We start from the raw sequence: 25,886 nt of genomic DNA on the forward strand, positions 1-25,886 counted from the left end.
TTATTGAAATACTTTCTTAAATTGTTTTCCTATTTCATCTTGCTCTTTCTCAACTGTTTTCCAATCAATATTTAATACTGGAATCTCTTCTACATTCGGTCTATTTTCAGCTTTTATATCTGTTCTACCAGGCAATAAATACGCTTTAGAAACTTGTTTTTGTACATCATCGGATAATAAATAATCAATAAACTCTTTTGCGCCTTCTACATTTTTACTATCCTTCATAATCCCCGCTGCGCGTGGACTAATAACTGTTCCGCTTTTTGGATATACGATATCAACAGGTTCACCCTTTGCTTTTGCGCTATACGTCATATAATCAACACCCGCAATTACCATATCTTTCGCACCTGTTACAACTGGATCTAACGCTTCCTGGTTTGCTCCTGCTACTGTAACTTCATTTTTCTTAAGCTGTTCAAATAAATTCCATCCATCTTTTCCATTCTTTTTCACATATCCTGTTACAAAGTCTAAAGCTGAACCTGAAAGTGCTGGATCTGGAAGATTCACTTTTCCTTTCCATTCCCCTTTCGTTATATCGCTCCAATCTTCAGGCGCTGTCTTCACATTTTTTGTATTGTACACAATCCCTAATGCTGAAGCACTATACCCGAAATAATGTCCTTTATCATCTGACCATTCAGAACGCAGCTTATCAGCTTGTTTCGCTTCTTTATAAGCTAACGTTTGACCCTCTTTCTTTAATCCTTCCATCGCTGGTAATGATGCAAGTACGACTACATCAACGACTGGATTTTTCTTTTCAGCTTCCATTCTCGCTAAAATTTTACCAGTTGTCCCTTGAAACATTTCCACCTTTATACCAGTTTTCTTTTCAAATTCTTTTTGAATTTTTTCTGCTAACCCTTTTGGCCCTGCACTATATACAACAATTTTCTTTTCATTCGTATTTTTACTTTTTGCATCTGCATTGCCTGTCTTTGAACTACACCCTGTTACTACAGCCGAAAATAATAAAGTACATACAAATAAAGACTTAAGCGAACTGAATTTCTTCATACGATTCTCCCCCTATATGATGAATACATTTTTTTGGCACATATAACGATACTGGTTTACCGATACTTAATTTACTATTGTGATAAGCTGTCCATATTCCGAGTGCCCCCATGTTTACTTTTATTTCATACCGTTCTCCTACATATGTAACGTGCTTAATTTCACCTGTATACATTTCGCACACTTCATTTTTCGTCCAGCTTACATGCTCTGGACGAACCATTTTTTTACCCTCTACAAGCCAATTCGCCTTACCAACAAATTTGGCAACAAATTCATGAGACGGTTTCACATAAATATCTTCCGGTGTTCCTTTTTGTAATACTTCTCCTTGTTTCATGACAATAATTTGGTCTGACATTGACATTGCTTCTGTTTGATCGTGAGTGACATACAGTGCAGTTAAACCAATGGAATGAACGATATCCATAAGCTCTATTCTCATTTCTTCTCGTAAAATTGCATCGAGTGCACTTAGCGGTTCATCAAATAAAATAAAATGAGGTTTTGTTACAATTGCTCTAGCGAATGCGACACGTTGTTGCTGTCCACCAGAAAGTTCGTGTGGATACCTTTTCTCCATACCTTGCAGGCGAACTCGCTTTATCGCATCTTCTACTTTTTCTCGTAAATGATTTGTTTGCTTTGTAGCCCTTAAACCAAATGCAACATTGTCAAAAACAGTCATGTGCGGCCATAAAGCAAAATCTTGAAATACCATACCGATATTCCGTTCATGAGGAGGTGTCTTTATCTTTTTTGCAGCAGAATACATGCACTGGTCTCCAAAATATATTTCTCCCTTATCCGGTTCTTCAAGCCCTGCTATCATTCTAAGTAAAGTCGTTTTCCCACACCCCGAAGGTCCTAAAAGTGTAGTGAATTCCCCTTGTTTCATTACAATCTGCAACGGCTTTAACGCCTGTGTTTTTCCAAATGTCTTTTCTAATCCACTAATTGTAATATCCATTGCTTCACCTCTCTCCCCTCATTCTTAACCTGCTTTCATTCTATATGGAAGATTTATACTGAATGTTAATGTACTGTAAAGATTAAATTAAAAAACTTCTAATAAACTATTTATTTCTATAGATTTTTTCTATAGTTAAAATAAAAAAGGCGGCAATTCATAATGAATCTCTTAAAATTAGAAATTGTAGTACTTATTAAGAAATACAAAAAGCTTACAATTGTTGCAGAAAAACTTGGCGTTAAACAACCAACTATTACATTTCATATAAAAAGCTTAGAAGAAGAACTCGGTGTGTCTTTATTCGAATTACGTTCTGGAAGGTATTTCTTAACAGAGGCTGGTGAGGCTTTGCACCATTATGCTTCTAAAATAGATGCACTTATGAAAGAAGCTAGACGTGTCACGCAAGAGTTTAAAGATTTTAATAAAGGTGCTATAACAATCGGCGCTAGTTATGTACCAGCGACTTATCTTTTGCCAGAAGTCGTTCATGAATTTCAATGTGAATTTCCCAATATAAAAATAACGCTACTAGTTAAAACAGCCCCTGAAATTCGAATGATGCTACAAAATCACGAAATCGATCTTGGGATAATTTCCGCTGCTCCATTTGATGAACCACTTTTAAAACAAACGAATATAATACCTGATACACTTGTTCTTGCCTTTTCCAAAGAACATCATTTTTCAAAGAAAGAAAATGTATCGTTACAAAATATCGAAAAGGAACGCATACTATTGCATCGTAATCCATCTACAACGAGAGATTTACTTACAAAATGGATGTCAGTTCATAACATTACATTCCAATCAGAAATTGAATTAGACTCATTAGAAACGATGAAACAAATTTTAAAATATGGTAATGGAATTGCCTTTATTTCTAAACTTGCTATTGAGCAAGAAATACAACGAAATGAGTTATGCTATATACCAATCCCAGAATTTGAATTTCAGCGTAATATTTATACGATTCATCATGAGGACAGATGGAATTCTAAAATCATTTCTTTTTTACTACAGAGCATCCATTCATTTGCAACAAAAAATTAAAAGGCTGTCGTTATGCACGACAGCCTTTTACACTATAAATCTATTTATTTTTCTTTGCCTCAATTTTTGCTTGCGCCTCTTCAGCCTTATCTAATGCTTCTGATACTTTCTTCTCTTTTTCTTTCACTTCATCTATACTATCGACAGCTTTAATAATTTTATCGATTCCTTCTTCTTCTACCTTTCTACGCTTTGCTACTCTTTCATTCACTTTCTCTTCTACATCTTTTGCTTTTTGAAGCATATTCTCTGCATTTGATGTTACAGCTTTTTCAAGTGCATCATCTTTTTTCTTTTGTAACACTTCATTTGCAATGTCTTTCGCTTCTAAATACTTACCGTCTTTTAATGCTGTTGCCCCGTGATCCATTTTCTCAGCAACTTCTTTATATGATTTCGCTTCATTTCCTGATTTCGCTTTTTCTGCTTTTTCGAACCACATTGTTGCATCACTATACTTTTCATCTTTCAATGATTGCATACCTGTTTCAATATATGTGTCATAATTGCTACATCCAGCCATTACGATTAATAGAAAAAGCATAACAAAATTTAATTTTTTCATGCTGTTGTCTCCTTTTCTTTGCAAGCTCACTTTACTTTAACATACATGAAAAAGAGTTTCAAAAACTAAAATACTAATTCGGTCATTTTTATTTCATTAAGTCAAATTTCCTTTTAGGCAGACACATCCACTTGCTTTTTCATTACATGCTTCTTTACTCCTACTAATACAACTAACAATAAGCCTCCGCCTAATGTCATCATAACAATGCTAGTTGGCAACATATCTAATAATAATCCATACACAATCATACCGAGTGGTGCGATTGCAGTAGAAATTGTTTCAAGTAAGCCGAAAACGCGTCCTAAATAATTGGGATTTGTCGTCTTTTGCAAATGTACTTGCATCGGAATATTTACAACCATCATTGATATACCAGTTAACATCATAAAAGCGATATAGTAAATAAAACTTGCTACTTTCGGAATGGTGACTACTAATGGAAACACTGTACATAAACTCAAGCTCGCAAATAAAAACAACCCAATATAAACAGAGCGAAACGGATTATTCACTTCTTTACGTACTGATAACGCAATTGCACCAATTAACATCCCAACTGCTAACATTCCCTCTACAACACCGAGTTGCTTCGAAGATAGATGCAAATTTTGAACAATAATATATGGAAGTGAAACGAAAAGTGCACTCGCAAAAAAGTTTACCCCTACTGCAATTTTCATTAAACCATATATTTCATGCTGTCTTTTTACATATGAAAACCCTTCTTTTATACTTGTCAAGAAATGCTCTTTACTTTCAGCCATGTCTTTTTTATATAAATCGAATACGATAAATAATTGTACAATTACCGCTAAAAAGAATGTAATGCTATTTAGCAGGAAAAACGATTTAATTGAAAAGAAACCAAATACAACTCCACCAATAATCGGTGCTAAAATATTTGATAAAGATGCTGCCGTCTGGTTCAAAGCACTCGCTTTTTGAATACGTCCTTCATCTACTAAACTTGGAATAGATGAAGTTAATGCAACAGAATAAAAACTCGCACAAATTGATAATAATGCTGCTGAAACATAAATAAACAGAAGTGATGGCCCAAAAGTAGTTGCAAGGATAAACATAATAAGCATTGTTAAACTACTTAACAAATCAGTACCGATGACAAGCCATTTTCGATTAACACGGTCAGCTACAGCACCAGCAATCGGTCCACAGATCAGCCTTGGAATCGATCCGCAAATAAGCGTAGTTGCAAACCCCATTCCTGAACCCGTTGTCTTTAATACGTATAATCCCATTGCAAACGTATAAATACCCGCTCCTAACAAGGACGTCATTTTTCCAATCATCATTAAAATAATATTTCTCGTTGCAATCTTCATTTTCCAATCATTTTGACCTATATTTATATCCCCCATTATGACACTCTCCCCTTAAAAGTTAAATTATGTTAAACTTATTATATAATCAACTTTCCAATTTTTACAATAAAAAGTTTAATTGTATTTAACTTTTAAATTATAAAGGAGCATATAATGGCTACTCTCGGTGCAAAAATTAAAACGTTACGAAAAGAAAAAAAGCTTACTCAAACTGATTTAGCAGGTTCAGAGCTGACAAAAAGTATGCTAAGCCAAATTGAAAACGGAAAAGCTACACCTTCCATGAAAACATTACAATATATTGCTGAAAAACTTGGATGCGAAACGAGTTTTTTACTAGAAGATGATGATGTGGAAAAGATAGAACTCATTCAACAAATGGAACAACTAATAAAAGCAAATAAGTACGATGAAGTATATGAGATCTTACTACCTATCGTTCAAAAAGAGCTACCTCCTACTTTGAATACCGCTCGTTTATATAAACAATTTGTAACAGCTGCGGCTAAAATGAAAGATTACAATATTGAACATTACGTGGAAAAGGCTACTTCTATTTTTGAAAAATATACGTTATACCGGGAAAGTACGGAAACAAAATTAAAATTATCCTTTACGATATTCACACGTAAAAAATATGCTGAATGTTTACAACTCATTGCTAGCATCCGAAATGACTATGAAGAGAAACATTTAGAAATGGATCTCATTATACATATCGAGTTATATTTATATGAGGCGATTATTTTTCTTGCATATGGTAATTACGAACAATGTGAAAGTGTCATTTTAGATGCGCTTGCATTTTCAAAAAAACATCAAGTGTATTATAAAACAGATGAATTTTACCGTATTTTATCTTACCAAAAAGTCCTAACGGCTGATAAAGAACAATATTTACATTACATAAAAAAATCAGAGCAATTTGCCATTTTTACAGAAGATACTTTATCTGCAGCGGTTATTAATCTTTTAAAAGCTTACTACTACAACACAATTACTCATGAATATACTATTGCATTAGAACATGTAGAACAATTTCGAGAACAACTAAAAGATGAGCGAATTTTTCAAGATGATGGATCGTATTATCTTGAAAAAGGAAAAGCTTTGTATGGTTTAAAACAATACGAAGAAGCTTTAAAAACATTACAACGTGCTATCATACCAGATTATATAAACCATCCACTTGATCACGCACGGCTTACAACAGCTGGGGCATATCGTGCTCTTTGTTATGTCAAACTTAATGATAAAAAAAGAGCTCTTGAAGAAGTAACAGAAGCATATGAAATCGTACAGTCCTATCCTGATTCCATCTTTTCTTCATTTATTAAAGAAACATTACAAATAATACAAAAACTTTAAGGATGTCTCAAAATGGTATATTATTCCTCTTTTTTAGCAAAGATAATAATGATGGGAGGAATATAAATGAATATACAACGTGCAATAGAGCTTTCTGTGTCAGCGGAACAAGCCAATGTCAGTTTTCAAGGCATGCCTGTTATGATTCAACACGTCGATGAAAGCAATGAAACCGCCCGCATATATGAAGTAAAAAACCCAGGACGCGAATTAACTGTTCCAGTTAATAGCTTAGAGGAAATATAAGAAATGCCACTTCTCTTTTGAAGTGGCATTTTTCTTATGAATCAAAAATACAACTATTATTTCTTCTAATTTTTTAAGCTTATAATAAGAAAATGTAAATTTTATACTCTAACCCTATATTTTGTGATATTTTATACTCTGGAAATAATTAAATCTTTATAGATGAATAATATAAATTTTTTTCTATTTCCCACTCTATACATAAAGGAGGAATTGTATGAGCCTCTCTATATACGAAGGTTTAGGTATTATTTTTTTCGTAATCATTATTACTTACGCCCTTGCACACAAATATTTATGGTCAAAAAAATTACTTATTATTCTATTTCTCATTTGTAATGCTATTTATCTTATTTGGCGAACTTTTTATTCGTTACCAACTATTAATCTCATAAGTATTATCGCTGGTATTATATTGTTAATTACAGAATGGGCTGGTTACTTACAATCTATCGTTTTTAGCATTGTTTCATGGAAACCATATAAACGGAAAGAAGTACCATTATCCACTTTTGAAAAACTACCTACTGTCGACATATTTATTGCCACTTACAATGAACCGATCGATTTGTTAAAACGTACTGTAGCTGGTTGTACGTTGATTACTTATCCGAAAGAGTTACTAAACATTTATATTTGTGACGACGGGCGCCGTGAAAGTGTAAAGCAACTTGCGGCAGATTTTTCTGTTCATTACATAACTCGCACCGAAAACAAGCATGCAAAAGCTGGAAATTTAAATCATGCGATGCTTCATTCAAAAGGTGATATTATCGTAACAATGGATGCCGATATGATACCACGAGCTAACTTTTTAGAGCGAACGATTGGATATTTTTCTAAAAATAATGTTGTATTCGTTCAAGCACCACAAGTTTTTTATAATGCTGATCCTTTCCAATATAATTTGTTTTTTGAAGATAACATCGCCAATGAACAAGATTTCTTTATGCGCCAGTTAGAAGAAGGGAAAGATCGCTTTAATGCTACGATGTATGTTGGTAGTAACGCCCTATTTCGCCGCACCGCGCTTGAAGAAATTGGAGGATTTGCGACTGGAGTTATTACTGAAGATATGGCAACTGGTATGCTACTACAAGCTAACAAATGGGAGACTATATTTGTCAATGAAACACTAGCTGTTGGATTATCCCCAGAAACATTTAGTGATTTATTAAAACAACGGGACCGCTGGTGTAGAGGGAACATTCAAGTCGTAAAAAAATGGAATCCTTTCACTATAAAAGGATTATCTTTTATGCAGCGTCTTTTATATGCAGATGGAATTCATTATTGGTTTTTCGGTGTTTATAAAATGATATTTTTATTAGCACCGCTATTATTTTTAGTATTTGATATTTATAGTTTAGAAATTAATTTCATGCACTTATTTATGTTCTGGGCACCTGCCTTTTTAACATCACAGCTTATTTTCAAAGCTGTTTCTAATAAAAAACGAACAACTACGTGGAGTCATGTGTACGAAGTTGCTATGGCTCCTTATATGGGATTTGCTATTTTATCAGAAATTTTCTTACGTAAAAAGTTTCAATTTCATGTGACAAGAAAGGGAGTTCAAAATAATACAAGGCATTTTTTATGGATTGCAAGCATCCCTCATCTCATATTACTCATTTTAACAATTATTGCACTTATTCGAGCAACACTTATGCTCTTATACCCTGAGCAATATTATATTGAAAGAGAGAGCTTATATATTAACATTTTCTGGTTACTATACAACGGGATAGCTATTGTCACTTCACTATTTGTAGCATTTGAAAGACCGCGTTTTCGAAATTCAGAACGTTTCGTAGTAAATTTACCAGGTACTTTATATGCCGAAGATATGATCATTTCTTGCAATATCCTTGATATTAGTGAAACGGGGGCACGTTTTGAATTAGATTCCTCCATTCCATTTGAAACTTTATCAAGTCTATCTTCCTATATGCTATCTTTTGGCGAGGTAGAAAAGATTTATAGTACAAAAAAATGGATTCGGAGACAAGAAAGTTCTGTACAAGTTGGTGTATCATTTGATGATGTATCCCATGAGCAATATTGTAAACTCATTCTTCATCTATTTAGTAAACCGGTTAATGACCGGGTGGAAAAGGTGTACGATAAAGCATTTCTTACACTAGCAATTGCATCTTTCATAAAAAACACAAAAAAAGCACCAAGACAATTTCGCAGGCAACATATACGTGAGCAACTGATGTCTCCTGGAACATTGCATATGAATGGGATGCCGATTGAAGCGACCATTATCGACTATAGTACAGGTGGGTGCCAAGTACAAACGAACATCCCTCTTGTGATTGACCAAATTATACAAGTAACAATGGAAGAACGTAATATTCAAAAGAAAAATGCACAAGTGTGTTGGATTCAAAAAAAGGGTCGTAAAATATATGCTGGATTAAAATTCACAGCGTAAAAAAGAAAAGAAGCGTCGTGCTTCTTTTCTTTTTTACATGCTAAAATACTTATTAAAGGGGGGAATGTATATGAAAAATACTTCACAAAAAATGAGTCATTATTATGCCGTGATATTCACTTCTAATTTATCAAATGATACAACAGACTATAATACCGTTGCCGAAACAATGGAGGAACTTGCAAAGCAACAACCTGGATTTTTAGGTGTAGAAAGTGCACGAGGTAATTCTGGACTCGGAATAACAATTTCTTATTGGGAATCACTTGATGCAATTGAAAATTGGAAGAAGAACGCCTTACATAAAGAAGCGAAAAAAAGAGGTCGTGAGCAATGGTATGAAAACTTCCATCTGCGTATTTGCCTTGTTGAGAAAGAATTTAAGTTTCAAAGAGGCACAATATAACTATGAAGGAAAAATTAGCTCTCGTTATTGTTCATGAAATATATGGTGTGAACGACCATATGCATCACGTTACCGAGCAATTTACTTCATCTCATATTGACGTATTCTGTCCTAATCTTCTGCACTTACAACACGCATTTCATTATCGTGATGAAGAAAAAGCATATGAACATTTTGTAAATCATATTGGATTTAATGATGGAAAAGACCAAATTGAAGCATTCATCAATACCCTTTCAAGCAATTATACACATATTGGACTTATCGGCTTTAGTGTTGGAGCTACCATCTCATGGCTATGTAGTAACAATCCGAAAATAGATTTTATCATCGGATGTTACGGTTCTCGTATACGCGACTATGTTCACATAAAGCCTACATGCGCTACACTACTTATATTTCCTGAAAAAGAAGCTAGTTTTTCAGTATCCTCTTTAATTCAAACATTGCAGCAACAAAAAAATCCTTTACTAGAAATACAACAACTACACGGTGAACATGGATTTCTAAATCCGTACACTGAAAAATATAACGGGCACTCTACAAAACAAGCATACAATGTAATAGATTCATTTCTTGTAAAGTGAAACTTTATTAGTTTTTTATTTGGGTTATTGTTGTTAGTTATTTCGGGGATGTAATAGAAGAAGGAAGAAAAGCCAACATTCAACTTTTCTTCCTTCTATCTTTACCTTTAGCTTTCACTGTCACTGATTCACAAGGTGTATAATATATTTGAGGTGTCGCCTTATCAACAAACATCATAAACGTAATAAAGCCGATAATAAAGAAAATAAACAACGTTAACAAAATTGCTCCTATCGTTAAAAGTATCATAACACCACCCCTATATTTTTCATGTTATTACACCTTTCGCTATTATATGAGCGTAATCCTTTTTAGAAAAAGAAACGTAACAAAATAATCACAACCACTCCCGTTAATACTGTACCTAATAAACTACGAGTATATATCGCTACAAGAAATGTGGGAATTGCTGCGATAAGGTAATCCCACTGCATCGTCTCATGCATAAATAAAACTTGTGCTAAAAGCGCTGCTAATATCGCAATTGGTATGTAATTTAACCATTTTAAACCCCAGTCAGGAATTTGTAGTTTGCTAAATACGAGTAGAGGTAAAATACGTGGCACGAGTGTAACAGCTCCTGCTGCTAGTAAAAGTAATAATACATCTAATCTCATTTCCATTTTTCAATCACCACTCCAATCGTCGCAGCTAGTAAGGTTGCGATAATAACCGCTATACTATCTGGCATAAATAGGTGTGAAACGTATGCGATGATAATCGCTACAATTGCAACACTTAAATGAATTGCTAGTTTTGGTTTACTACTTATGAGCTGAAGAACAAATAATCCAATAAACATCGCTGGTAATGCATAATCCATCCCGTATGTATGTGGATCTGGTATCCACTCACCAAACAGTCCACCAATAATAGTAGCAAGAATCCAATTTAAATACGCTGTTACGTTAAGCCCGATCATCCATCTTTCACCTAAATATCCTTTTTGCGCCGCGTGTTGCACTGCAACGCCGAAAGTTTCATCTGTAATTTGCGAACCGATGATTAAGTTTTTAAATAGAGGAATTTTCGTAAAGTACGGCGCGAGTGCAGCACTCATAAGAAGGTGGCGCAAGTTAACAAAAAATACAGTAAAAATAATTGCGGAAGCAGGAGCACCGGCTGCATACATACCAGCTAATATAAATTGGGCAGAACCTGCATAAATTAAAGTGGACATAAATGCAATTTCAATGATAGAAAAACCTGCTGTTTTTGCAATTACACCAGCTGCTATACCGATGCTCAAGTAACCAAATACAGTTGGTAAACAATCTTTTACTCCTTGCTGAAATGTATCATCGCTCTGCAAAGCTACATGTGCCTGAGCTTTACTCATCTCTATCATCCTCCATTCCTTCTAAAGTTCGTTTTCCTGTTACGACATGAACTAAATCTATATTTTCACGCCATAACGTATCTAACTTATCAGCTCCAAATTCCTTCGTGATTTCTTCAACCATAATATCGTGCCGCACATACTCTGTAGCAACGAGAACTAGCGCTGGGTCATACGTTGTAACGGCCCATGAAGTGCTATCATTTGAGAAGTTCGCAATTAATACTTCCTCTCCATCACGCGCAATAACAGTTAAATGACCACCCATTCTCTTTTCAACAACGTGAGGCGTCATATAATTATGGTGAAACGTCGCTCCTATTTTTGTTTCTGGAGCTCCAAATAAGATTGAAAATATATGTACGCCTTCCTCTTCCTTTTGATAAACGTATGGCTCAATTTCATGCACTTGATCTTCCCATACAGAAATCCATAATTCTTCCTTTGCCCTATTAATTATATTGCATATTTCTTTTAAAACACGATCATTTGAGCGAATATGCGAAATTACATCTATTTGTCGCTCTTGTTCTAAACAATTTAATTTCTCATCTAAAAATTCAAAGGACTTTTCAAAGTCTTTTCGCATTCGATTCATTAATTCGGTAGCTGGTACTGGTACATATTTAACTGGTTCAGAAGGTACAATATGCACTGCTCCTTTATCCATTAACTTACCGAGTACCTCGTAAATCATAGAACGAGGTACTCCTGTTTGTTTACTCACTTCATAGCCAGTTACTGGGGAATGTTTTAACAATCCAATATACGCTTTACATTCATATTGGGAAAATCCTAACTTTTGTAATTCCTTTATAATTTCATCCATCGGTAACCCCTCACAATCTAAATCGCTCTTACTTCAAAACGGCGATTTTGCTTCCCTTTACTTTTTACTTTATCAATAACAAGTGTTCCTATTTCACTCGTATTTTTCACATGTGTGCCTCCACAAGCTTGTTCGTCTAAGTTTTCAATTGTAACAATGCGGATTTCTTGGATAGTAGTTGGCAGGAGATTGATTGCTGTTTTAATCATTCCTACAGCATTTTCTGCTTCTTCGCGGCTCATATAACGAGTGGAAATTTCTTTATTTTGCTTAATAAGTTTATTCACTTCCTCAACAATTTCTTCTACTTCCACGCTCGATAACTCTTGTAACTCATTAAAATCGATACGTGCTTTATCAGGATAAATTTGATTTCCGGTGCATAGAGCTCCATACTTTTCATAAACTACAGCTCCGATAAGATGCAGTAAAGAGTGATGACGCATTAAATTATGACGTCTTTCCCAATTAATCTCTAATTTAACTGGACCTAATTTTACTTGAGCTTCATCTTTTATATAGTGAACTATTTCTCCCTGCTCCTTCTTTACTTTTTCAACTTCAAATACAGACCCATCTTGTACAATGACACCCGTATCACATTCCTGTCCTCCACCAGTTGGATAAAAAACTGTTTCTTTTACAAATACTTTATTCCCTTCCACTCTTATCACTTCTGTCTCGCAACTCGTTTTGTATGCATCTTCTAAATATAATGCCGTTTTCATACTCTCACCTCTTTAGTAGTTATAGTTATACCTACTAATATAAAAAATAATATTCATACAGTCAACTTATATTTCAGAATTTTTAATTTTAAATAAAAAAAGCCTTTTATAATAAGGCTTTTTTCTACATGCTATTATTTATTTTAACTGTAAAGTATTTAACATGTTTCCCGCCAAATGCTCCCGTAAAGTAGAACCTGTATACTCTTCTCTAAATACTCCCGCCTTCACAAATAAAGGAATGACTTCACTAAAGAATAGATTTAGTGACTTGGGAGGTCCTCCTGGAATAGCAATAAATCCATCTAACGCTCCGGCCTCAAACCTATCCATAATTTGCTTCGCAACGTCTTTTGGTGTACCAACCGCAACCCAATGAGCCGATCCAACAACTTCTGGTCGCTCTAGTATTTGTTCAACTGTTGGTTCATTTTTAATAATGAAATGCCGTAATAATTCTGCATGTGTTTTACTACGTACAGTTTGATCCCGACTTGGCAGCATCTCTTCGGTAATTTTACTTTCTAGCGGAATCCCTCTCGCATCTAATCCGAGAACCATTTCAAGTAACGCATATCTCTTCTCTTTTGTGAGATGTTGATGAGCTTGTCTATGCATTTCTAGCGCCTCTTCATATGTATCACCTATAAAGAAATATAATCCAGGTAATACGCGTATAGCATCTTGCTTCCGGCCATGCTGTTCTGCTCTTCTTCTTAAATCTTGACGAAGTTCAATACCTGACTCTACATCTGGCGTTGCAGCAAAAATTGCATCTGCAACAGAAGCAGCAAAATTCCGACCAGACTCTGAAGCACCGGCTTGAAATAATGGCATTTCTCCTGATATATGCTGTGGGATATTCAGCGGACCTTTTACCTCAAAATATTCACCACTATGTTCAATTGGCTTGGCCATCTCTCTAATAACTTCAGTGTTATCTATTTTCAACACTTCATAAGGATGACTCCTCCAAAGTTTTCTTACTAACTCTGTACATTCTGCTGCTTTCGCATATCTCTCCTCAGATGATGGCATCCCTTCCTCACCAAAGTTTTCAGCACCGTCAATTGATGTAACAATATTCCACCCTACTCGGCCGTTACTAATCCAGTGTAACGATTGTAATTGCCTTGCTAATATATATGGTGGATAAAATGAAGTTGAAGCGGTTGTAACGACTCCAATTTTTTCAGTTGCGTACGCAATAGCAGTAAACAATAATGTTGGGTCTAAAATTACATTCCCTTTATTTCTAGCAATTAAATCTGGGTGGGCCACTAAATAATCGGCTTTAAAAACAAAATCTAACTTAGCCTTTTCTGCCTGTAGTGCCAACTCTACTTGCTCATCAATTCCGGAATTAAACTCATTCTCTTGTTCTTTCTTTCTAGAAATTAAACATAATCCAATGCAAAGTTGATTCTTTTTAGACATCTTCACACCATCCCCTTATTTTTAATTCACTTAGTTAAACAAATGTTGCTGTCATTATGAAATTCTATTCTTATGAAAATAGATAAAATGATATTGATAATCATTATCATTTTATGATGTAACTGTAATAAAAGCAATAACAAAAAAGACTCCCACTTTTGGAAGTCTTTTATCTCAATATTTCATTCGCTTCTTTTTCATAAATTTTATCAAATGACGTCATAACACGCTGTGATGCTTGAATCATTTTTTGATCCGTCATAAGATCTGCCATCTCTTTCGTCATATCAACATTTGAATTTTCTAGCATATGATTTTTTACTATTCCTGTTCCGTTCGGTAAATTAGCAATGTTTCCTTCTGCTAGTGTAAAGCTTTTGTTCTCACGTTGCACGAGACGAGCATTCGTTTCGGCATCTACTGTTTTTGTTTGTAAACGAGCAATATTATTTTGTGTTACTTCATCATATAATGTACCGTCTGCTTGTACAGCAACCTTTGCTCCTTCTGGAATACGAATACGCTCATTATTCTCTCCCATTACGAAAGCACCTGAAGATGTTTGTAAATAACGATCACTATTTAATGTGAAACTACCATCTCTCGTTAAAAACGTTTCATCATTTTTAGAAGTAACGAAAAATGATGTTGTGCCGGCCGCGCCGTCATCTAAAAAGAAATCTGTAGCGCTATTTGTCATTTGTATATTTCCTTGTACTAAATTCACATGTGTTGCAGCTGGTACTACAGCGTAATCGACCGAACCGATATTTGTTACCGCCCCATCTCCTCGGCGATATGTGTCTTGTACATCAAATACTTTAGACGTCATATTTTCTGCTTTAAATCCTGTCGTTTGAGCATTTGCAACGTTATTCGAATGAACATTAATACGCTGCATGTAATTCATCATACCCATAGAACCTATATAAAGACCGTTCATATTCGTTTGAATAAGGCAAGCGCCTTATTCTTCACCTCTTTTCTACGATGTTTGTAACATTTGTTTCGCTAAATGTTCAGCTGTAGCGATATGTATATTTTTCCTTATGTCTTGGCCATCTGTCATTAATACAATAGGAGCTGATGATACTGCTGGAATTTTCAACAATTCGCCACTACTTGCTGTTTCATCAAATTTTGTAAACACAATACCATCTATATGAATATCTTTAAAGTTTGTAATGATTTCAATCATATCTTTACTTTTCATCGAAGCTGATAACGTTAAACAAATATAATCTGGTTCTACTTGTCCCATCGTTTCAATCATTTCTTCCACTGTTTCTGACTTACGATAATTTTTTCCGGCTGTATCAATTAAAATATAATCGACGCGTGCTTCTTCTTTAAAATACGTAAGCGCTCTTGTCATTGCAGCTTCATCACGCACAGCAATTACTTCCGATCCAATTGTCTTTACGTTATCTTGCAATTGCTGCACTGTCCCTATGCGAGAATGATCTGTCGTTATAAAACCAACTGTTTTGTTCTTACCGTGAAATTGCCATGCCATTTTGGCGAGTGTCGTCGTTTTACCAACGCCAGTTGGACCGATTAATGCGATTGTTTGTACTTCTTTTTCAAAGACGTTTTCCGTATTAAAATGAGATTTCATATCTTCCAATATGTACCTGATAACTTCTTCTTCTGTAATCATCGTTGCATTTTCAAACTTTATTTTTAACTTTTCAGCATATGCATAAATGAAATATTGTTCTACATCGTTTTGTTCTAGCATCCGAATTACTTTTTGAATAATAAACGGTACAGATTCTTGATTTTCTTTCTTTGGAGCTACTTCTTCTTTCTTTACCTGAACGACTTGTTTCACAACTTTTTTCTTTTTCGTTACTTCCGCTTCTTTCGTCGGTTTCACAACGACAATTCCTTTTTCGAACAGCTTTAATAGTTTCTCTTTTTTTCTTGCCCATTCTTCACTATTTCCTGTTTGCATCGCCGCGTATGACATAGAAGTCGTTACGTTTTCTAAATTGTGCAGTACTGATTGAATTCCATTCGCCTTCACAATTTGTTCTGAAGGATCATTCACAACATCCATTAACTGTTCATGAAATTGAGCTGTACCTTCATTCACTTCTTCCTGTTTTTCTTCTGGAAAAGCAACTAACATTTCATAATCCTTTTTCCAGAAAAACGGTATATTTCGTTTTACACTTTCATCGACAACGTAATAATAATCTGTACCATATTGGTCAAATAACTTTCGATACAATTCATTTTTCGAAGCTGCTTTTATTCGCATTAACGCTTCTTTCTTTTCTGTACTTTCCATTACTTCACCCCCTACTATTCAATATAGGCAATTTGATCCACAACAATTTCTGGTGCTAATTCGCTAATACAAAGTACTTGTGCTTCCACTTGATAACGTTCTAGCAGTCTTACGATCGCAAATCTAAAATCTTTTCTACGTGTTAATAACACTGGTTCTCTTCCCATTAAACGTGCTTGCTTAAAGACGCGCTGCACTTGCTCAACGACACGTGTTTCTAAATCTAAATCCCAGTTTAATAAGTAACCTTGATATGAATTATTCACAACATCCGCATCTAACTCAATTGAATCAGAGAAGAGCGCTGCATATATTTTTCCGTCCGGATTTTTCGCATTTTCACAAATAACTTTTGAAATACATTCACGAACAAATGATGTCACACCGTCAACGTGGTTTTGATAAATTTCTTTGCCGTCAATAATACCTTCAATAATTGTTGGTAAATCACGAATAGAAATACCTTCTTTTAGAAGTTGTTTAATAACATTTTGAACGAGTGATAAATCAATTTCTTTCTTCTTAATCTCTTCTAATAGAACGCCATTATCATTTTCAAGCGAGTTAATTAAGTCTTTTACATGTTGACGCTGAATTAATTCATGAAGATTACGTCTAACAACAACATCTAAATGTGTAATTAATATGCTAAGTGGCTCTAACACTTGATAGCCTTTCATTTGTGCATCTTGCACCATATGCTCTAAAATCCAATATCCATCTTCACCGAAAATTGGATCTTTAGCTGGCTCTGCATCTAAATCAGCCATTACGTTCGGTGTTTTCAGTGCTAATAAATAACCTGATTTTAAAACACCTTCAGCTGCCTTAGCACCTTTAATTCGAATAATGTAACGTCCGCGTGGTCTAAAGCTCGTATTATCTTTAAAGTTAATTCCAGGAACGTTAATACCAAGGTCAGTAATAATCGACTTCCGCATAAGAACAACTTTATCACGAGCTGTTTCCCCGTTAATTTTCTGCTTTACAAGTGCTGCTAAATCTAAACCGAGTTCTACAATAATCGGATATTTATCCGTAAATACTCCGAATGAATCTTCCACTTGTTGCAGTTGCTCATCTTCGCCTTGAATCATTTCTAATTCTTTTTGAAGCTCGTCTTCTTTTTCTTTCTTTATTCGATTTTTATTACGAATGCCTAAGAAGATAATCGTTCCACCAACGAGTGCGAATGGTAGAAACGGTAGCGGAGTAAAAATACCCATTGCGATAAATAAACCACCTAGTGCATATACAACGACTTCATGCGCTAATAACTCTTTAAAGATACCTTCTGTTACTGTATCCGGTGAGCCGTCAAATACACGCGTTACGATAATACCTGTTGAAATTGCAAGCATTAATGAACCGATTTGGTTTACGATTCCGTCACCGACAGTTAACTGTGTATAATGAAGAGCTGCATCTGCAAAGCTCATTCCTTGCTGCATCATGCCGACAATTAAACCGAAAATAATGTTTACGAATAAAATGACAATCCCGAAAATAACGTCCCCTTTAATGAACTTTCCGGCACCATCCATCGCCCCGTAAAACTCTGTTTCCATATTTAATTTTTTTCGTTTTGCCTGTGCATCTTTTTCTGAAATAATACGCTGGTTTAAATCAGCATCGATAGACATTTGTTTCCCCGGTAAAGAATCAAGTGTAAAACGAGCTGCTACTTCAGCTGTACGAGATGCACCGTTTGCAACGATAAACTGGAATATGATTAATACTGTAAAAATAACGATACCAATTAATAAGTTTCCGCCAATTACGAACTGGCCGAACTCTTCAATAACATGACCTGCATTTCCATCTGTCAAAATCGCTCGCGTCGTCGAAACGTTAATCGATACGCGGAAAATCCCGATTAATAACAACATCGTTGGAAATGACTTTAATTCATCCCACTCGTTAATACTTGTCGCTCGCATATAAATAAGCACTGACATACTTAGTAGAAAAACGATAATGATATCAAGTATAAATGGTGGAAGTGGAATTAAGAGCGCCACTACGAATGACGCTGCTAAAAAGATAGAAAAATAGGTTCTTGCAGACTCTATCTTAAACAAAGAGATCTCCTCCAAACGCGCTATTACACTTCAAGTTCGTTCGTCTGAATTAAATAGCGCATAACTTCAATTACAGCTACGTATAAATCTTCTGGAATCGTCTCATCTTCCTCGACCTGATAATATAAAGAACGAGCAAGCGGACGGTTTTCCACCATTGGTATTTCTTGTTCACGGGCAAGCGTTCGTATATATAATGCGAGCTCATCTTCCCCTTTTGCAACGACAATTGGTGCTGCATCAACGTGTTTATTGTAACGAAGTACAACCGAAATATGCGTCGGGTTGTTCACAATAAACGTTGCACCATCCATCTTCTTCGCGATTGTCCCTTGCAAGATGGCATGCATAAAGTTTTTTCGTTTCCCCTTTACTTGCGGGTCCCCTTCATTATCTTTATGCTCCCTTTTTACTTCTTCTTTTTTCATCTTAATATCTTGCTCGTACTCCCATCTTTGATAAATGAAATCGATAATAGAAAGAACGATTAAAATAATTAAAATGGCTAAAAAGATAAATTTAATTTGGCTAATAATTTCAGTAAGTGACGCTGTCCAGTTAAATCCAATCATACTAACAATCTTCTCTAAATTCTTTTTAAAGAGAACGTACGAAACGTAACCGATTAATCCCATATAAAACAGTGATTTCAAAATATCTACTAAACTTTTACGACTAAACAATCTCGTAAAATAGTTTTTCGGATTAATACGTGACGCTTTCGGTTTAATGACTTTAGAAGAAAATAGGAAGCCGACTTGAATCATATAATTGAATAAATGAAAAGCATATACGAGTATTAATATCGGAGCCGATACTTTCAGTAATAAAATCCCCATTAAATAAAAATACTCGGTTGAATCTGTATTTTTTCCAATTTGATCAAACAGCACCGCTACGGAATTCGCAATCTCAAACCCTAGCCAATCTCCGAAGAAATAAACGACAACTGCTAATACAAGTATGGAAAATAAATTATTTAAATCTTTACTCCGGGCAATATTCCCTTCTTCACGCGATTTTTTACGCTTCTGCGGGGTGGCCTTTTCTGTTTTATTATCCTTTGCCATGCGCGTCCCCCTACTTCGTTAAGAAAAAGTTAAATAGTTTCGTATACTCTTCAAGTAATACATCCGTCATATTTTTAAACACATAACCGAGCATCGGTACACTCATCGCAATAAACAAAATCCCACATGTAATTTTAATTACGTATGCATTCATAAAAACGTTTAATTGCGGAGCATTTTTTGCAATTAAAATAAGAACAAAGTTAATGATGAATAAACTTCCCATAAGCGGCAGAGCAATTTCAACCGCTGATGTGATCGCAAATAATAACGTTGCGAGTAGACTATCTAAAAAACTAGTCGTCAACAATTTTGAAATCGCCTCTGTATATTGAAACGACTTTAAAATAGTGGCAACGAAATAGTTAATGCCGCCCAGTGAAATAAAAATAATAAGAAAAAATATATCAAAAATTGTTGATAGCAAAGTGGACTGTGACCCTGCATTTACATCAAACAAACTTGCTTGTGATAAACCAATATCAAAGTCTAAAATATGCCCTGCCATTTTCGGAATGTTCCACAGCATTTCTACAATTTTTGAAAGTGATAATCCAATTACAATTTGCGTTCCTGCATAAGCTGCAACGTCCCAAACTGTCTTGATGTGAGAGACATCCACTTGATCCGCCACTGTAATTGAAAGAGCGAGTCCAACTGTAACCTTCGCCATTGCTGGAATGGATCGGCCTGAGAAAAACGGTAAAAAATATAAAAATGAAGTAATGCGACAAAACGCAAAAAACGTTGCCGCCCATAATTCCATATTCATTTCAGTTCACCTATCTTAGTACGAACGCAATAGCGATGGGATTTTATCAAATAAATCTAAAATAAGCATCGTTAACTCTTGGAACATCCACGGACCTAAAATGATAATTACGAGCACAATACTCGCCATTTTCGGTAAAAACGTCAGCGTTTGCTCTTGAATTTGCATCATTGCCATAATAACCGCGATAATAATAACGACAATCAGACTTACAACGGCAATCGGCATTAAAATCATAACCCCTTTATAAAAAAAGGTTTGGAAAATATCTATAATTGGTGACGTATTCATTTATATGACTCCTATCACATAGCATCAAACGCTTCAGGCGACCGTCTTAAACATAATATCGACAATTTTTGTATATCCACCTAAATATACGAAAACGAGTATTTTAAACGGTAAACTTAAAATCATCGGCGGTACCATCATCATCCCGAGGTACATTAAAAGTGTACTAATAATCAAATCTATAAATACAAACGCTAAATAAATGAACATCCCTGTTAGTAAACCTTTTTGAATTTGCGTTAACGTAAAGGATGGCACGAGTGTAAATAAGGAAAGATCTTTCAAATCTTTCGGCAACTCTTCTCCGCGTACTTTCAGCATCATTTTCAAATCATGCTTATACGTATGCTTTGACATATATTCTTTCATAATAGGAGCTGTCGTTTCCGCAGCTTGACTTACTGTTATTTTCTCTTTCGTCATCGGATCCCACACATCGCTCTTCAGTTGCCCGAGTACAGGCTGCATCGTAAAGAGTGATAAAAATAATGCAAGTCCAACAAGCACTTGGTTTGGTGGTAAATTCATTACCCCAAGTCCTTGACGTGTAATCCCTAGAACGATCATAAAATAAGTAAAATGTGTAAATAATAGAACGATAGAAGAAGATAATGATAAAAGGGTAACGAGCGCAAATAGTTGTACACTTGAATTACTCGTAAACTCTTTTCCATTTTCAAAATTAATAAAACCGTTCGGGGCTGCATACGCTGGATTTACAAAAATAATTGAAAAAACGATAGAAAATACGAAAATAACGGCTAATACTGATAACTGTTTCTTTATTCTCATGATGGATCCTCTACTTTTTTCGTTTCACTCTTCACCGCGTCTTCTAGTGCTTGTTGAAACTGATTTCCTGTTCCGGTTAATTGCACAGACTGTACACCGTTATTACTAATAACAGTGAACACTTGCTTTCCGTCCACTTCAAATAAAAAGGCACTCGTTTGATGATTTAAATAAACGCCGTCTTTTACTTGAATATGGCCATTTTCACCCTGCTTAAAAAACTGCTGTTTGCGCGTCTTTTTCGTCATATAATATGCACCGTAACCGAGCGCACCAAACAGTAAAACGACTTGAAATAAGGTCGTCATATACGACATATGACTCCTCCTCTACTCTTTATCTTGCATTTGACTTTGCGCTTTCATAAGCGCCGCTTGTTTCTTATCAGCTTCAATTTCAGAAATGATAATACCGAATTTCTCGTCCATTACGATTGCTTCACCGATGCCGACTTTCATATTACTTAAATACACATCTACTTTATGTCCTAAGTTTTTCTCTACTTCAAGAACATCGCCAACCTTTAGCTGCTTCACATCACCAAGCGTAATAGATGACTTTCCAAGCTTTACACCAAGTTCAATCGAAATATCTGAAACAGTATCAATATGTGCTTTACCTGCTTCATTTCGCTTTCCTGCAAAATCTTCTAATCCCATTAATGACACAGGAGATACTTCATGCTTCATATGGATCCTCCTACTCTACAAAACTTTTAAATAGGAGCGCCTTACGCGTTCCATCTTTTCCAATAAAACAATTAAATTTATGCTTTCCATCTACATAACCAAGTAATTCATCCGAAACTTTCGTATGAAGCGGAATAATATCGCCTTCTTCAATTTGTTCAATCTCACTCATTGTCATTTTCTGCTCACCAATTGCAACGTGAACAGGTTTGTACACTTGATTTACTTTCACTTCCACTTCAGACGTATACTTCCTACGTTTGTCCGAAGAATGTTCGACAATATTTTCAGACGTTAACTTATCCATAATTTCTTCAACAGATAAGAACGGAATCCCGATACGCACCGTCGTATTCCAAAAATCTGTTTTCATATTTACGTTAAGTAATGAAATGATATCGCTCGCTGTCGTAATCTTTAATGCATTCGGATCTGTTTCCGTCGTTACAAATTTCGGTTCAATCGCAACAACACTTTCAAATGATTGCTCTAAATTTTTACAAAGAAGCAAGAATATATTATCAAGCGTTAAAAACTCAAATGCTGTTAACGGTCTGCGCATCGTAAAGTTACGCTTACTATCTCCGCCAAGCCAACATTCATGAATATAAATAACGAATGCTAAATCAATCTCAATAACAATTTCTCCAAGCTCTGGTAAACCGAGATCAATCACGCAATATAAATAATAATCTTTCGGCATTTTCTCCACATACTCACTCGTAAATGGAACTTGCTCAACTGTTGAAGGCTCTAGTTCAATTGGAATACGCATACGCGCTGATAACGTCTGTGACGTCTGTTTTCCAAACGTAGAAGCAATCGCTTGCAAACTACGTAAATGCTCAACACCGAACTTCTCTGGTCTATTAAAATCATACTCTTGAAATTTCTCTTGCTTTCCTGCTTCTTGTGCGAAAGCTGGCATTTCCTCGCCTTCATTTACCGCCTTCAGCAGGGCATCAATTTGCTCTTGGCTTAATTTTTCGCCACTCATGACAATCCCCTTCCCTACCTTTTCAATTCAACGATTTCAACGTACATCTTCCCATTCTTCGTTAAAATCTTTCCGGTTCCAATCTCTTCATTCTCAAGCATAAGACGCACCGTATTTTTCGTTGAATTTTCAAGACGATACAATGTACCTTTCGTAATATGAAGCAGATCTTCAATTTTCTTTTTCGTATTTCCGATTTCAAAATAAATTGTTAACGGAATATCATCTTGTAATTTCAAATCTAGCCAACTCCCATATCATGTTCACGAAAATTTCATGTTCTCTCTATATATGAAACTCCCTATTTTGAAACGTCGATATTTAATATTTTTTTAATATATCCTTGCGTTTCTTTAAATGGCGGCACGCCTCCGTACTTTCTCACATTCCCAGGACCAGCATTGTAAGAAGCAAGCGCCAATACTAAGTCGCCATTATTTTTCTTTAAATAACCACTTAACTCTTTCACGCCACCTTCAATACTTTCAGCTGGTGAAAAGGGATTCTTCACACCCATCTCCTTCACATTCGCTGGCATAAGCTGCATAAGTCCCATCGCACCGGCATGTGACACCGTTTTCGGATTAAAATTAGACTCTACTTCAATCATTTTTTGAATTAACGTTTTTGGAATTCCGTATGTACGACTTACACGATCAATAATATCCTCATACTTCCCTTCATTGGAAGAACGTATTTTTTGAATATTATACTTCTTCGTTAATTCCCACGTATCAACAGCCTCATTTTTCGTTTCTGGGAAACGTCGTTCAAACTCTTTTTGCGCAACTTGCACTTCATCTGCTTTCTTCGTTTCAGCCTTTTCTTCAGGCTTACTCGCTTCCTCTACTTTATTAATAGTTTCTTCAGGCTTATTAACAACCGCTTCTATTTTCGTAGATTGTACCGGCTGACTCATATCTTCTATGTTTGCCGGCTGCGTAGTAGCCTTCGTCTCCTTCGCAGGTTCACTCTGCAACTTCTCTTGAAAACGACTACTAACAAATGCTTGTGGACTACTTAGCTTTTGCTGAATTTGTCCTTTTTTATATGCAAGCACTTCTTTTACTATATTTCCAACTATCATAATATCACCTTTTCGGTAAACAAAGATAATCTAATATTAGAGTTTTTTTTTAAAGTTTGCAATAATCCTTTTAATAATTATGTAATAAAAAAATGAATATATTGTTAAACTGTTATTTTTTTATATTTATTAATTCGAATTTTTAGTTGACACCCGCTATGACAGGGATTACAATAAATCTCGAAATTGATTTTTTCGCATATTACCGTTTTTCAATTTGCAGAAAAGTCAATATAAAAAAATGGGGGTTCTTAACATGAGAATTAATACAAACATTAACAGCATGCGTACGCAAGAGTACATGCGCCAAAACCAAGCTAAAATGAGTAACGCTATGGACCGTTTATCAAGCGGTAAACGTATCAACAACGCTTCTGACGATGCAGCAGGTCTTGCAATCGCAACTCGTATGCGTGCTCGTGAAAGTGGATTAGGAGTAGCCGCTAACAACACACAAGACGGTATTTCATTAATCCGTACAGCTGATTCAGCAATGAACTCAGTATCTAACATCTTACTTCGTATGCGTGACCTTGCAAACCAATCTGCAAATGGTACAAATACATCTGAGAACCAAGCAGCTCTAGATAAAGAATTCGGCGCATTAAAAGAGCAAATCAATTACATCTCTACTAACACTGAATTTAATGATAAAAAATTATTAGATGGTTCTAATGAAACTATTGCAATTCAAACATTAGATAACGCTGATGAAGGTAAGAAAATTGATATTAAATTAGCAAACGTTTCTACACAATCACTAAGTATTGATAAACTAACAATTGGTGGCGCATCACAAAAAACAATTGATGATGTTGCAGGCAAATTTACTGCACTTAATACAACAACTACTACTGACAAAGCTGATATTCAAAAAGAAGTTGATGCTGCTATGAAGGAATTCGATAAAGTTAAAGGATCTATGTCTGCAGCAGATGCTAAAGCCGTTACTGACAAATTAGCAGACTACAATAATGCCGCAGATACAGATGTAGCTAAAGCTGCTGCAGCTAAAGCCTTAGGCGGTGCGTTCGATAAAACAAAAGTAACTGTTGCTAATCCTAATGCTGCTGTCGCTGCAATTGACTCTGCACTAGAAAACATTGCATCTAACCGCGCAACTCTAGGTGCTACATTAAACCGTCTTGACTTTAACGTAAATAACCTGAAGAGCCAATCTTCTTCTATGGCTTCAGCTGCTTCTCAAATCGAAGACGCTGACATGGCGAAAGAAATGTCTGAAATGACTAAGTTCAAAATCTTGAACGAAGCTGGTATCAGCATGCTTTCTCAAGCAAACCAAACTCCACAAATGGTTTCTAAATTATTACAATAAGCCATTTGAGTTAGTTTCCTGAATAAACCTCTCTGCTTGCGGAGAGGTTTATTTTTTCTATATAGATGAATTATTTGTAAAATATTTCTTTTTTCAGGCGGCAGAGAGCCTATGCGATTGTGTATAAG

29 protein-coding genes are annotated in these 25,886 nt (G+C 35.3%); 7 read left to right on the forward strand and 22 right to left on the reverse strand.

Going from position 1 to position 25,886, the window contains the following annotated elements; translation table 11 throughout:
• Positions 1-1,026 carry an ABC transporter substrate-binding protein gene (locus CN409_RS17315; protein ID WP_063675190.1) on the reverse strand — a complete coding sequence of 342 codons (1,026 nt, stop codon included), beginning with the start codon at positions 1,024-1,026 and terminating at the stop codon, positions 1-3.
• On the reverse strand, positions 1,004-1,996 hold the full coding sequence (locus tag CN409_RS17320; RefSeq protein WP_000355542.1) for an ABC transporter ATP-binding protein: 993 nt from the start codon (positions 1,994-1,996) through the stop codon (positions 1,004-1,006). The genes CN409_RS17315 and CN409_RS17320 overlap by 23 nt, the downstream gene beginning before the upstream one ends.
• Before the next feature lie 162 nt (positions 1,997-2,158).
• Between CN409_RS17320 and CN409_RS17325 the strand changes: the two genes are divergently transcribed.
• Positions 2,159-3,052 carry a LysR family transcriptional regulator gene (locus CN409_RS17325; protein WP_001050622.1) on the forward strand — a complete coding sequence of 298 codons (894 nt, stop codon included), beginning with the start codon at positions 2,159-2,161 and terminating at the stop codon, positions 3,050-3,052.
• Between the two features lie 40 nt (positions 3,053-3,092).
• Here the strand turns inward: CN409_RS17325 and CN409_RS17330 are convergent, their stop codons facing one another.
• Positions 3,093-3,617 (reverse strand): DUF4398 domain-containing protein, encoded by a 525-nt coding sequence (locus CN409_RS17330; RefSeq protein ID WP_000735853.1) that lies wholly within the window; start codon positions 3,615-3,617, stop codon positions 3,093-3,095.
• 113 nt (positions 3,618-3,730) lie between these two features.
• Positions 3,731-4,999: an MFS transporter gene (locus CN409_RS17335; RefSeq protein ID WP_000502461.1), complete on the reverse strand. Its 1,269-nt coding sequence runs from the start codon at positions 4,997-4,999 to the stop codon at positions 3,731-3,733.
• A 117-nt stretch (positions 5,000-5,116) separates the two neighbouring features.
• Here CN409_RS17335 and CN409_RS17340 point away from each other — a divergent pair, with 117 nt between their 5' ends.
• From CN409_RS17340 to CN409_RS17360, 5 genes are all read left to right on the forward strand, one after another.
• Entirely contained in the window at positions 5,117-6,331 is a 1,215-nt protein-coding gene (locus CN409_RS17340; protein ID WP_044783905.1) for a helix-turn-helix domain-containing protein, read from the forward strand.
• A gap of 66 nt (positions 6,332-6,397) precedes the next feature.
• Positions 6,398-6,577, forward strand: coding sequence for an H-type small acid-soluble spore protein (locus CN409_RS17345; RefSeq protein WP_001025734.1), 180 nt, complete (start codon positions 6,398-6,400; stop codon positions 6,575-6,577).
• Positions 6,578-6,794: 217 nt separating this feature from the next.
• On the forward strand, positions 6,795-9,020 hold the full coding sequence (locus tag CN409_RS17350) for a glycosyltransferase (RefSeq protein WP_044783904.1): 2,226 nt from the start codon (positions 6,795-6,797) through the stop codon (positions 9,018-9,020).
• Between the two features lie 70 nt (positions 9,021-9,090).
• The gene (locus CN409_RS17355) at positions 9,091-9,426 is read left to right on the forward strand and encodes an antibiotic biosynthesis monooxygenase family protein (protein WP_000799455.1); all 336 of its coding nucleotides are present in this window, start codon (positions 9,091-9,093) and stop codon (positions 9,424-9,426) included.
• A gap of 2 nt (positions 9,427-9,428) precedes the next feature.
• Entirely contained in the window at positions 9,429-10,013 is a 585-nt protein-coding gene (locus CN409_RS17360; RefSeq protein ID WP_000660112.1) for a dienelactone hydrolase family protein, read from the forward strand.
• Positions 10,014-10,092: 79 nt separating this feature from the next.
• On the opposite strand, the gene CN409_RS17365 is transcribed toward CN409_RS17360, so the two are convergent.
• The 18 genes from CN409_RS17365 to CN409_RS17450 all read right to left on the reverse strand — a co-directional run bounded on the left by CN409_RS17365 (position 10,093) and on the right by CN409_RS17450 (position 24,422).
• A complete protein-coding gene (locus CN409_RS17365) occupies positions 10,093-10,263 on the reverse strand; it encodes a DUF3951 domain-containing protein (RefSeq protein WP_000602229.1) in 171 nt (56 codons plus the stop codon).
• Between the two features lie 62 nt (positions 10,264-10,325).
• On the reverse strand, positions 10,326-10,637 hold the full coding sequence (locus tag CN409_RS17370) for an AzlD domain-containing protein (RefSeq protein ID WP_000425944.1): 312 nt from the start codon (positions 10,635-10,637) through the stop codon (positions 10,326-10,328).
• Positions 10,628-11,353 carry an AzlC family ABC transporter permease gene (locus tag CN409_RS17375; protein ID WP_000030479.1) on the reverse strand — a complete coding sequence of 242 codons (726 nt, stop codon included), beginning with the start codon at positions 11,351-11,353 and terminating at the stop codon, positions 10,628-10,630. The genes CN409_RS17370 and CN409_RS17375 overlap by 10 nt, the downstream gene beginning before the upstream one ends.
• Positions 11,346-12,182: a TrmB family transcriptional regulator gene (locus tag CN409_RS17380; protein WP_016077897.1), complete on the reverse strand. Its 837-nt coding sequence runs from the start codon at positions 12,180-12,182 to the stop codon at positions 11,346-11,348. Before CN409_RS17380 ends, CN409_RS17375 begins: the two co-directional genes overlap by 8 nt.
• Positions 12,183-12,199: 17 nt before the next feature.
• A complete protein-coding gene (locus tag CN409_RS17385) occupies positions 12,200-12,910 on the reverse strand; it encodes an alanyl-tRNA editing protein (RefSeq protein ID WP_000844967.1) in 711 nt (236 codons plus the stop codon).
• A gap of 138 nt (positions 12,911-13,048) precedes the next feature.
• Positions 13,049-14,347: an NtaA/DmoA family FMN-dependent monooxygenase gene (locus CN409_RS17390; RefSeq protein WP_000038859.1), complete on the reverse strand. Its 1,299-nt coding sequence runs from the start codon at positions 14,345-14,347 to the stop codon at positions 13,049-13,051.
• Between the two features lie 169 nt (positions 14,348-14,516).
• The gene (locus tag CN409_RS17395) at positions 14,517-15,290 is read right to left on the reverse strand and encodes a flagellar basal-body rod protein FlgG (protein ID WP_001013934.1); all 774 of its coding nucleotides are present in this window, start codon (positions 15,288-15,290) and stop codon (positions 14,517-14,519) included.
• 42 nt (positions 15,291-15,332) lie between these two features.
• The gene (flhF, locus tag CN409_RS17400) at positions 15,333-16,643 is read right to left on the reverse strand and encodes a flagellar biosynthesis GTPase FlhF (protein WP_097981820.1); all 1,311 of its coding nucleotides are present in this window, start codon (positions 16,641-16,643) and stop codon (positions 15,333-15,335) included.
• A gap of 14 nt (positions 16,644-16,657) precedes the next feature.
• Positions 16,658-18,724, reverse strand: a complete 2,067-nt coding sequence (flhA, locus tag CN409_RS17405) for a flagellar biosynthesis protein FlhA (protein WP_000472586.1) — start codon at positions 18,722-18,724, stop codon at positions 16,658-16,660.
• A gap of 23 nt (positions 18,725-18,747) precedes the next feature.
• Positions 18,748-19,794: a flagellar type III secretion system protein FlhB gene (flhB, locus tag CN409_RS17410; RefSeq protein WP_044783902.1), complete on the reverse strand. Its 1,047-nt coding sequence runs from the start codon at positions 19,792-19,794 to the stop codon at positions 18,748-18,750.
• A 10-nt stretch (positions 19,795-19,804) separates the two neighbouring features.
• Positions 19,805-20,566 (reverse strand): flagellar biosynthetic protein FliR, encoded by a 762-nt coding sequence (locus CN409_RS17415; RefSeq protein ID WP_001055718.1) that lies wholly within the window; start codon positions 20,564-20,566, stop codon positions 19,805-19,807.
• A 15-nt stretch (positions 20,567-20,581) separates the two neighbouring features.
• Entirely contained in the window at positions 20,582-20,857 is a 276-nt protein-coding gene (locus CN409_RS17420; protein ID WP_001098080.1) for a flagellar biosynthetic protein FliQ, read from the reverse strand.
• A gap of 33 nt (positions 20,858-20,890) precedes the next feature.
• Positions 20,891-21,649, reverse strand: a complete 759-nt coding sequence (locus CN409_RS17425) for a flagellar type III secretion system pore protein FliP (RefSeq protein ID WP_044783901.1) — start codon at positions 21,647-21,649, stop codon at positions 20,891-20,893.
• Positions 21,646-21,966 (reverse strand): hypothetical protein, encoded by a 321-nt coding sequence (locus CN409_RS17430; RefSeq protein ID WP_000121176.1) that lies wholly within the window; start codon positions 21,964-21,966, stop codon positions 21,646-21,648. The genes CN409_RS17425 and CN409_RS17430 overlap by 4 nt, the downstream gene beginning before the upstream one ends.
• 12 nt (positions 21,967-21,978) lie before the next feature.
• Positions 21,979-22,338: a flagellar motor switch protein FliN gene (gene fliN, locus CN409_RS17435; RefSeq protein WP_000680010.1), complete on the reverse strand. Its 360-nt coding sequence runs from the start codon at positions 22,336-22,338 to the stop codon at positions 21,979-21,981.
• A gap of 10 nt (positions 22,339-22,348) precedes the next feature.
• Positions 22,349-23,335 (reverse strand): flagellar motor switch protein FliM, encoded by a 987-nt coding sequence (gene fliM, locus CN409_RS17440; protein ID WP_000012361.1) that lies wholly within the window; start codon positions 23,333-23,335, stop codon positions 22,349-22,351.
• Between the two features lie 14 nt (positions 23,336-23,349).
• Positions 23,350-23,574, reverse strand: a complete 225-nt coding sequence (locus CN409_RS17445) for a flagellar motor switch protein FliN (protein ID WP_000775712.1) — start codon at positions 23,572-23,574, stop codon at positions 23,350-23,352.
• Between the two features lie 62 nt (positions 23,575-23,636).
• Positions 23,637-24,422 carry a lytic transglycosylase domain-containing protein gene (locus CN409_RS17450; protein ID WP_097890466.1) on the reverse strand — a complete coding sequence of 262 codons (786 nt, stop codon included), beginning with the start codon at positions 24,420-24,422 and terminating at the stop codon, positions 23,637-23,639.
• 256 nt (positions 24,423-24,678) lie between these two features.
• Between CN409_RS17450 and CN409_RS17455 the strand changes: the two genes are divergently transcribed.
• Positions 24,679-25,758 (forward strand): flagellin N-terminal helical domain-containing protein, encoded by a 1,080-nt coding sequence (locus CN409_RS17455; protein ID WP_001222344.1) that lies wholly within the window; start codon positions 24,679-24,681, stop codon positions 25,756-25,758.
• Positions 25,759-25,886 lie beyond the last annotated feature (128 nt).

The sequence above is a fragment of the Bacillus sp. AFS012607 genome (assembly GCF_002558005.1).
Taxonomy (GTDB): domain Bacteria; phylum Bacillota; class Bacilli; order Bacillales; family Bacillaceae_G; genus Bacillus_A; species Bacillus_A thuringiensis_S.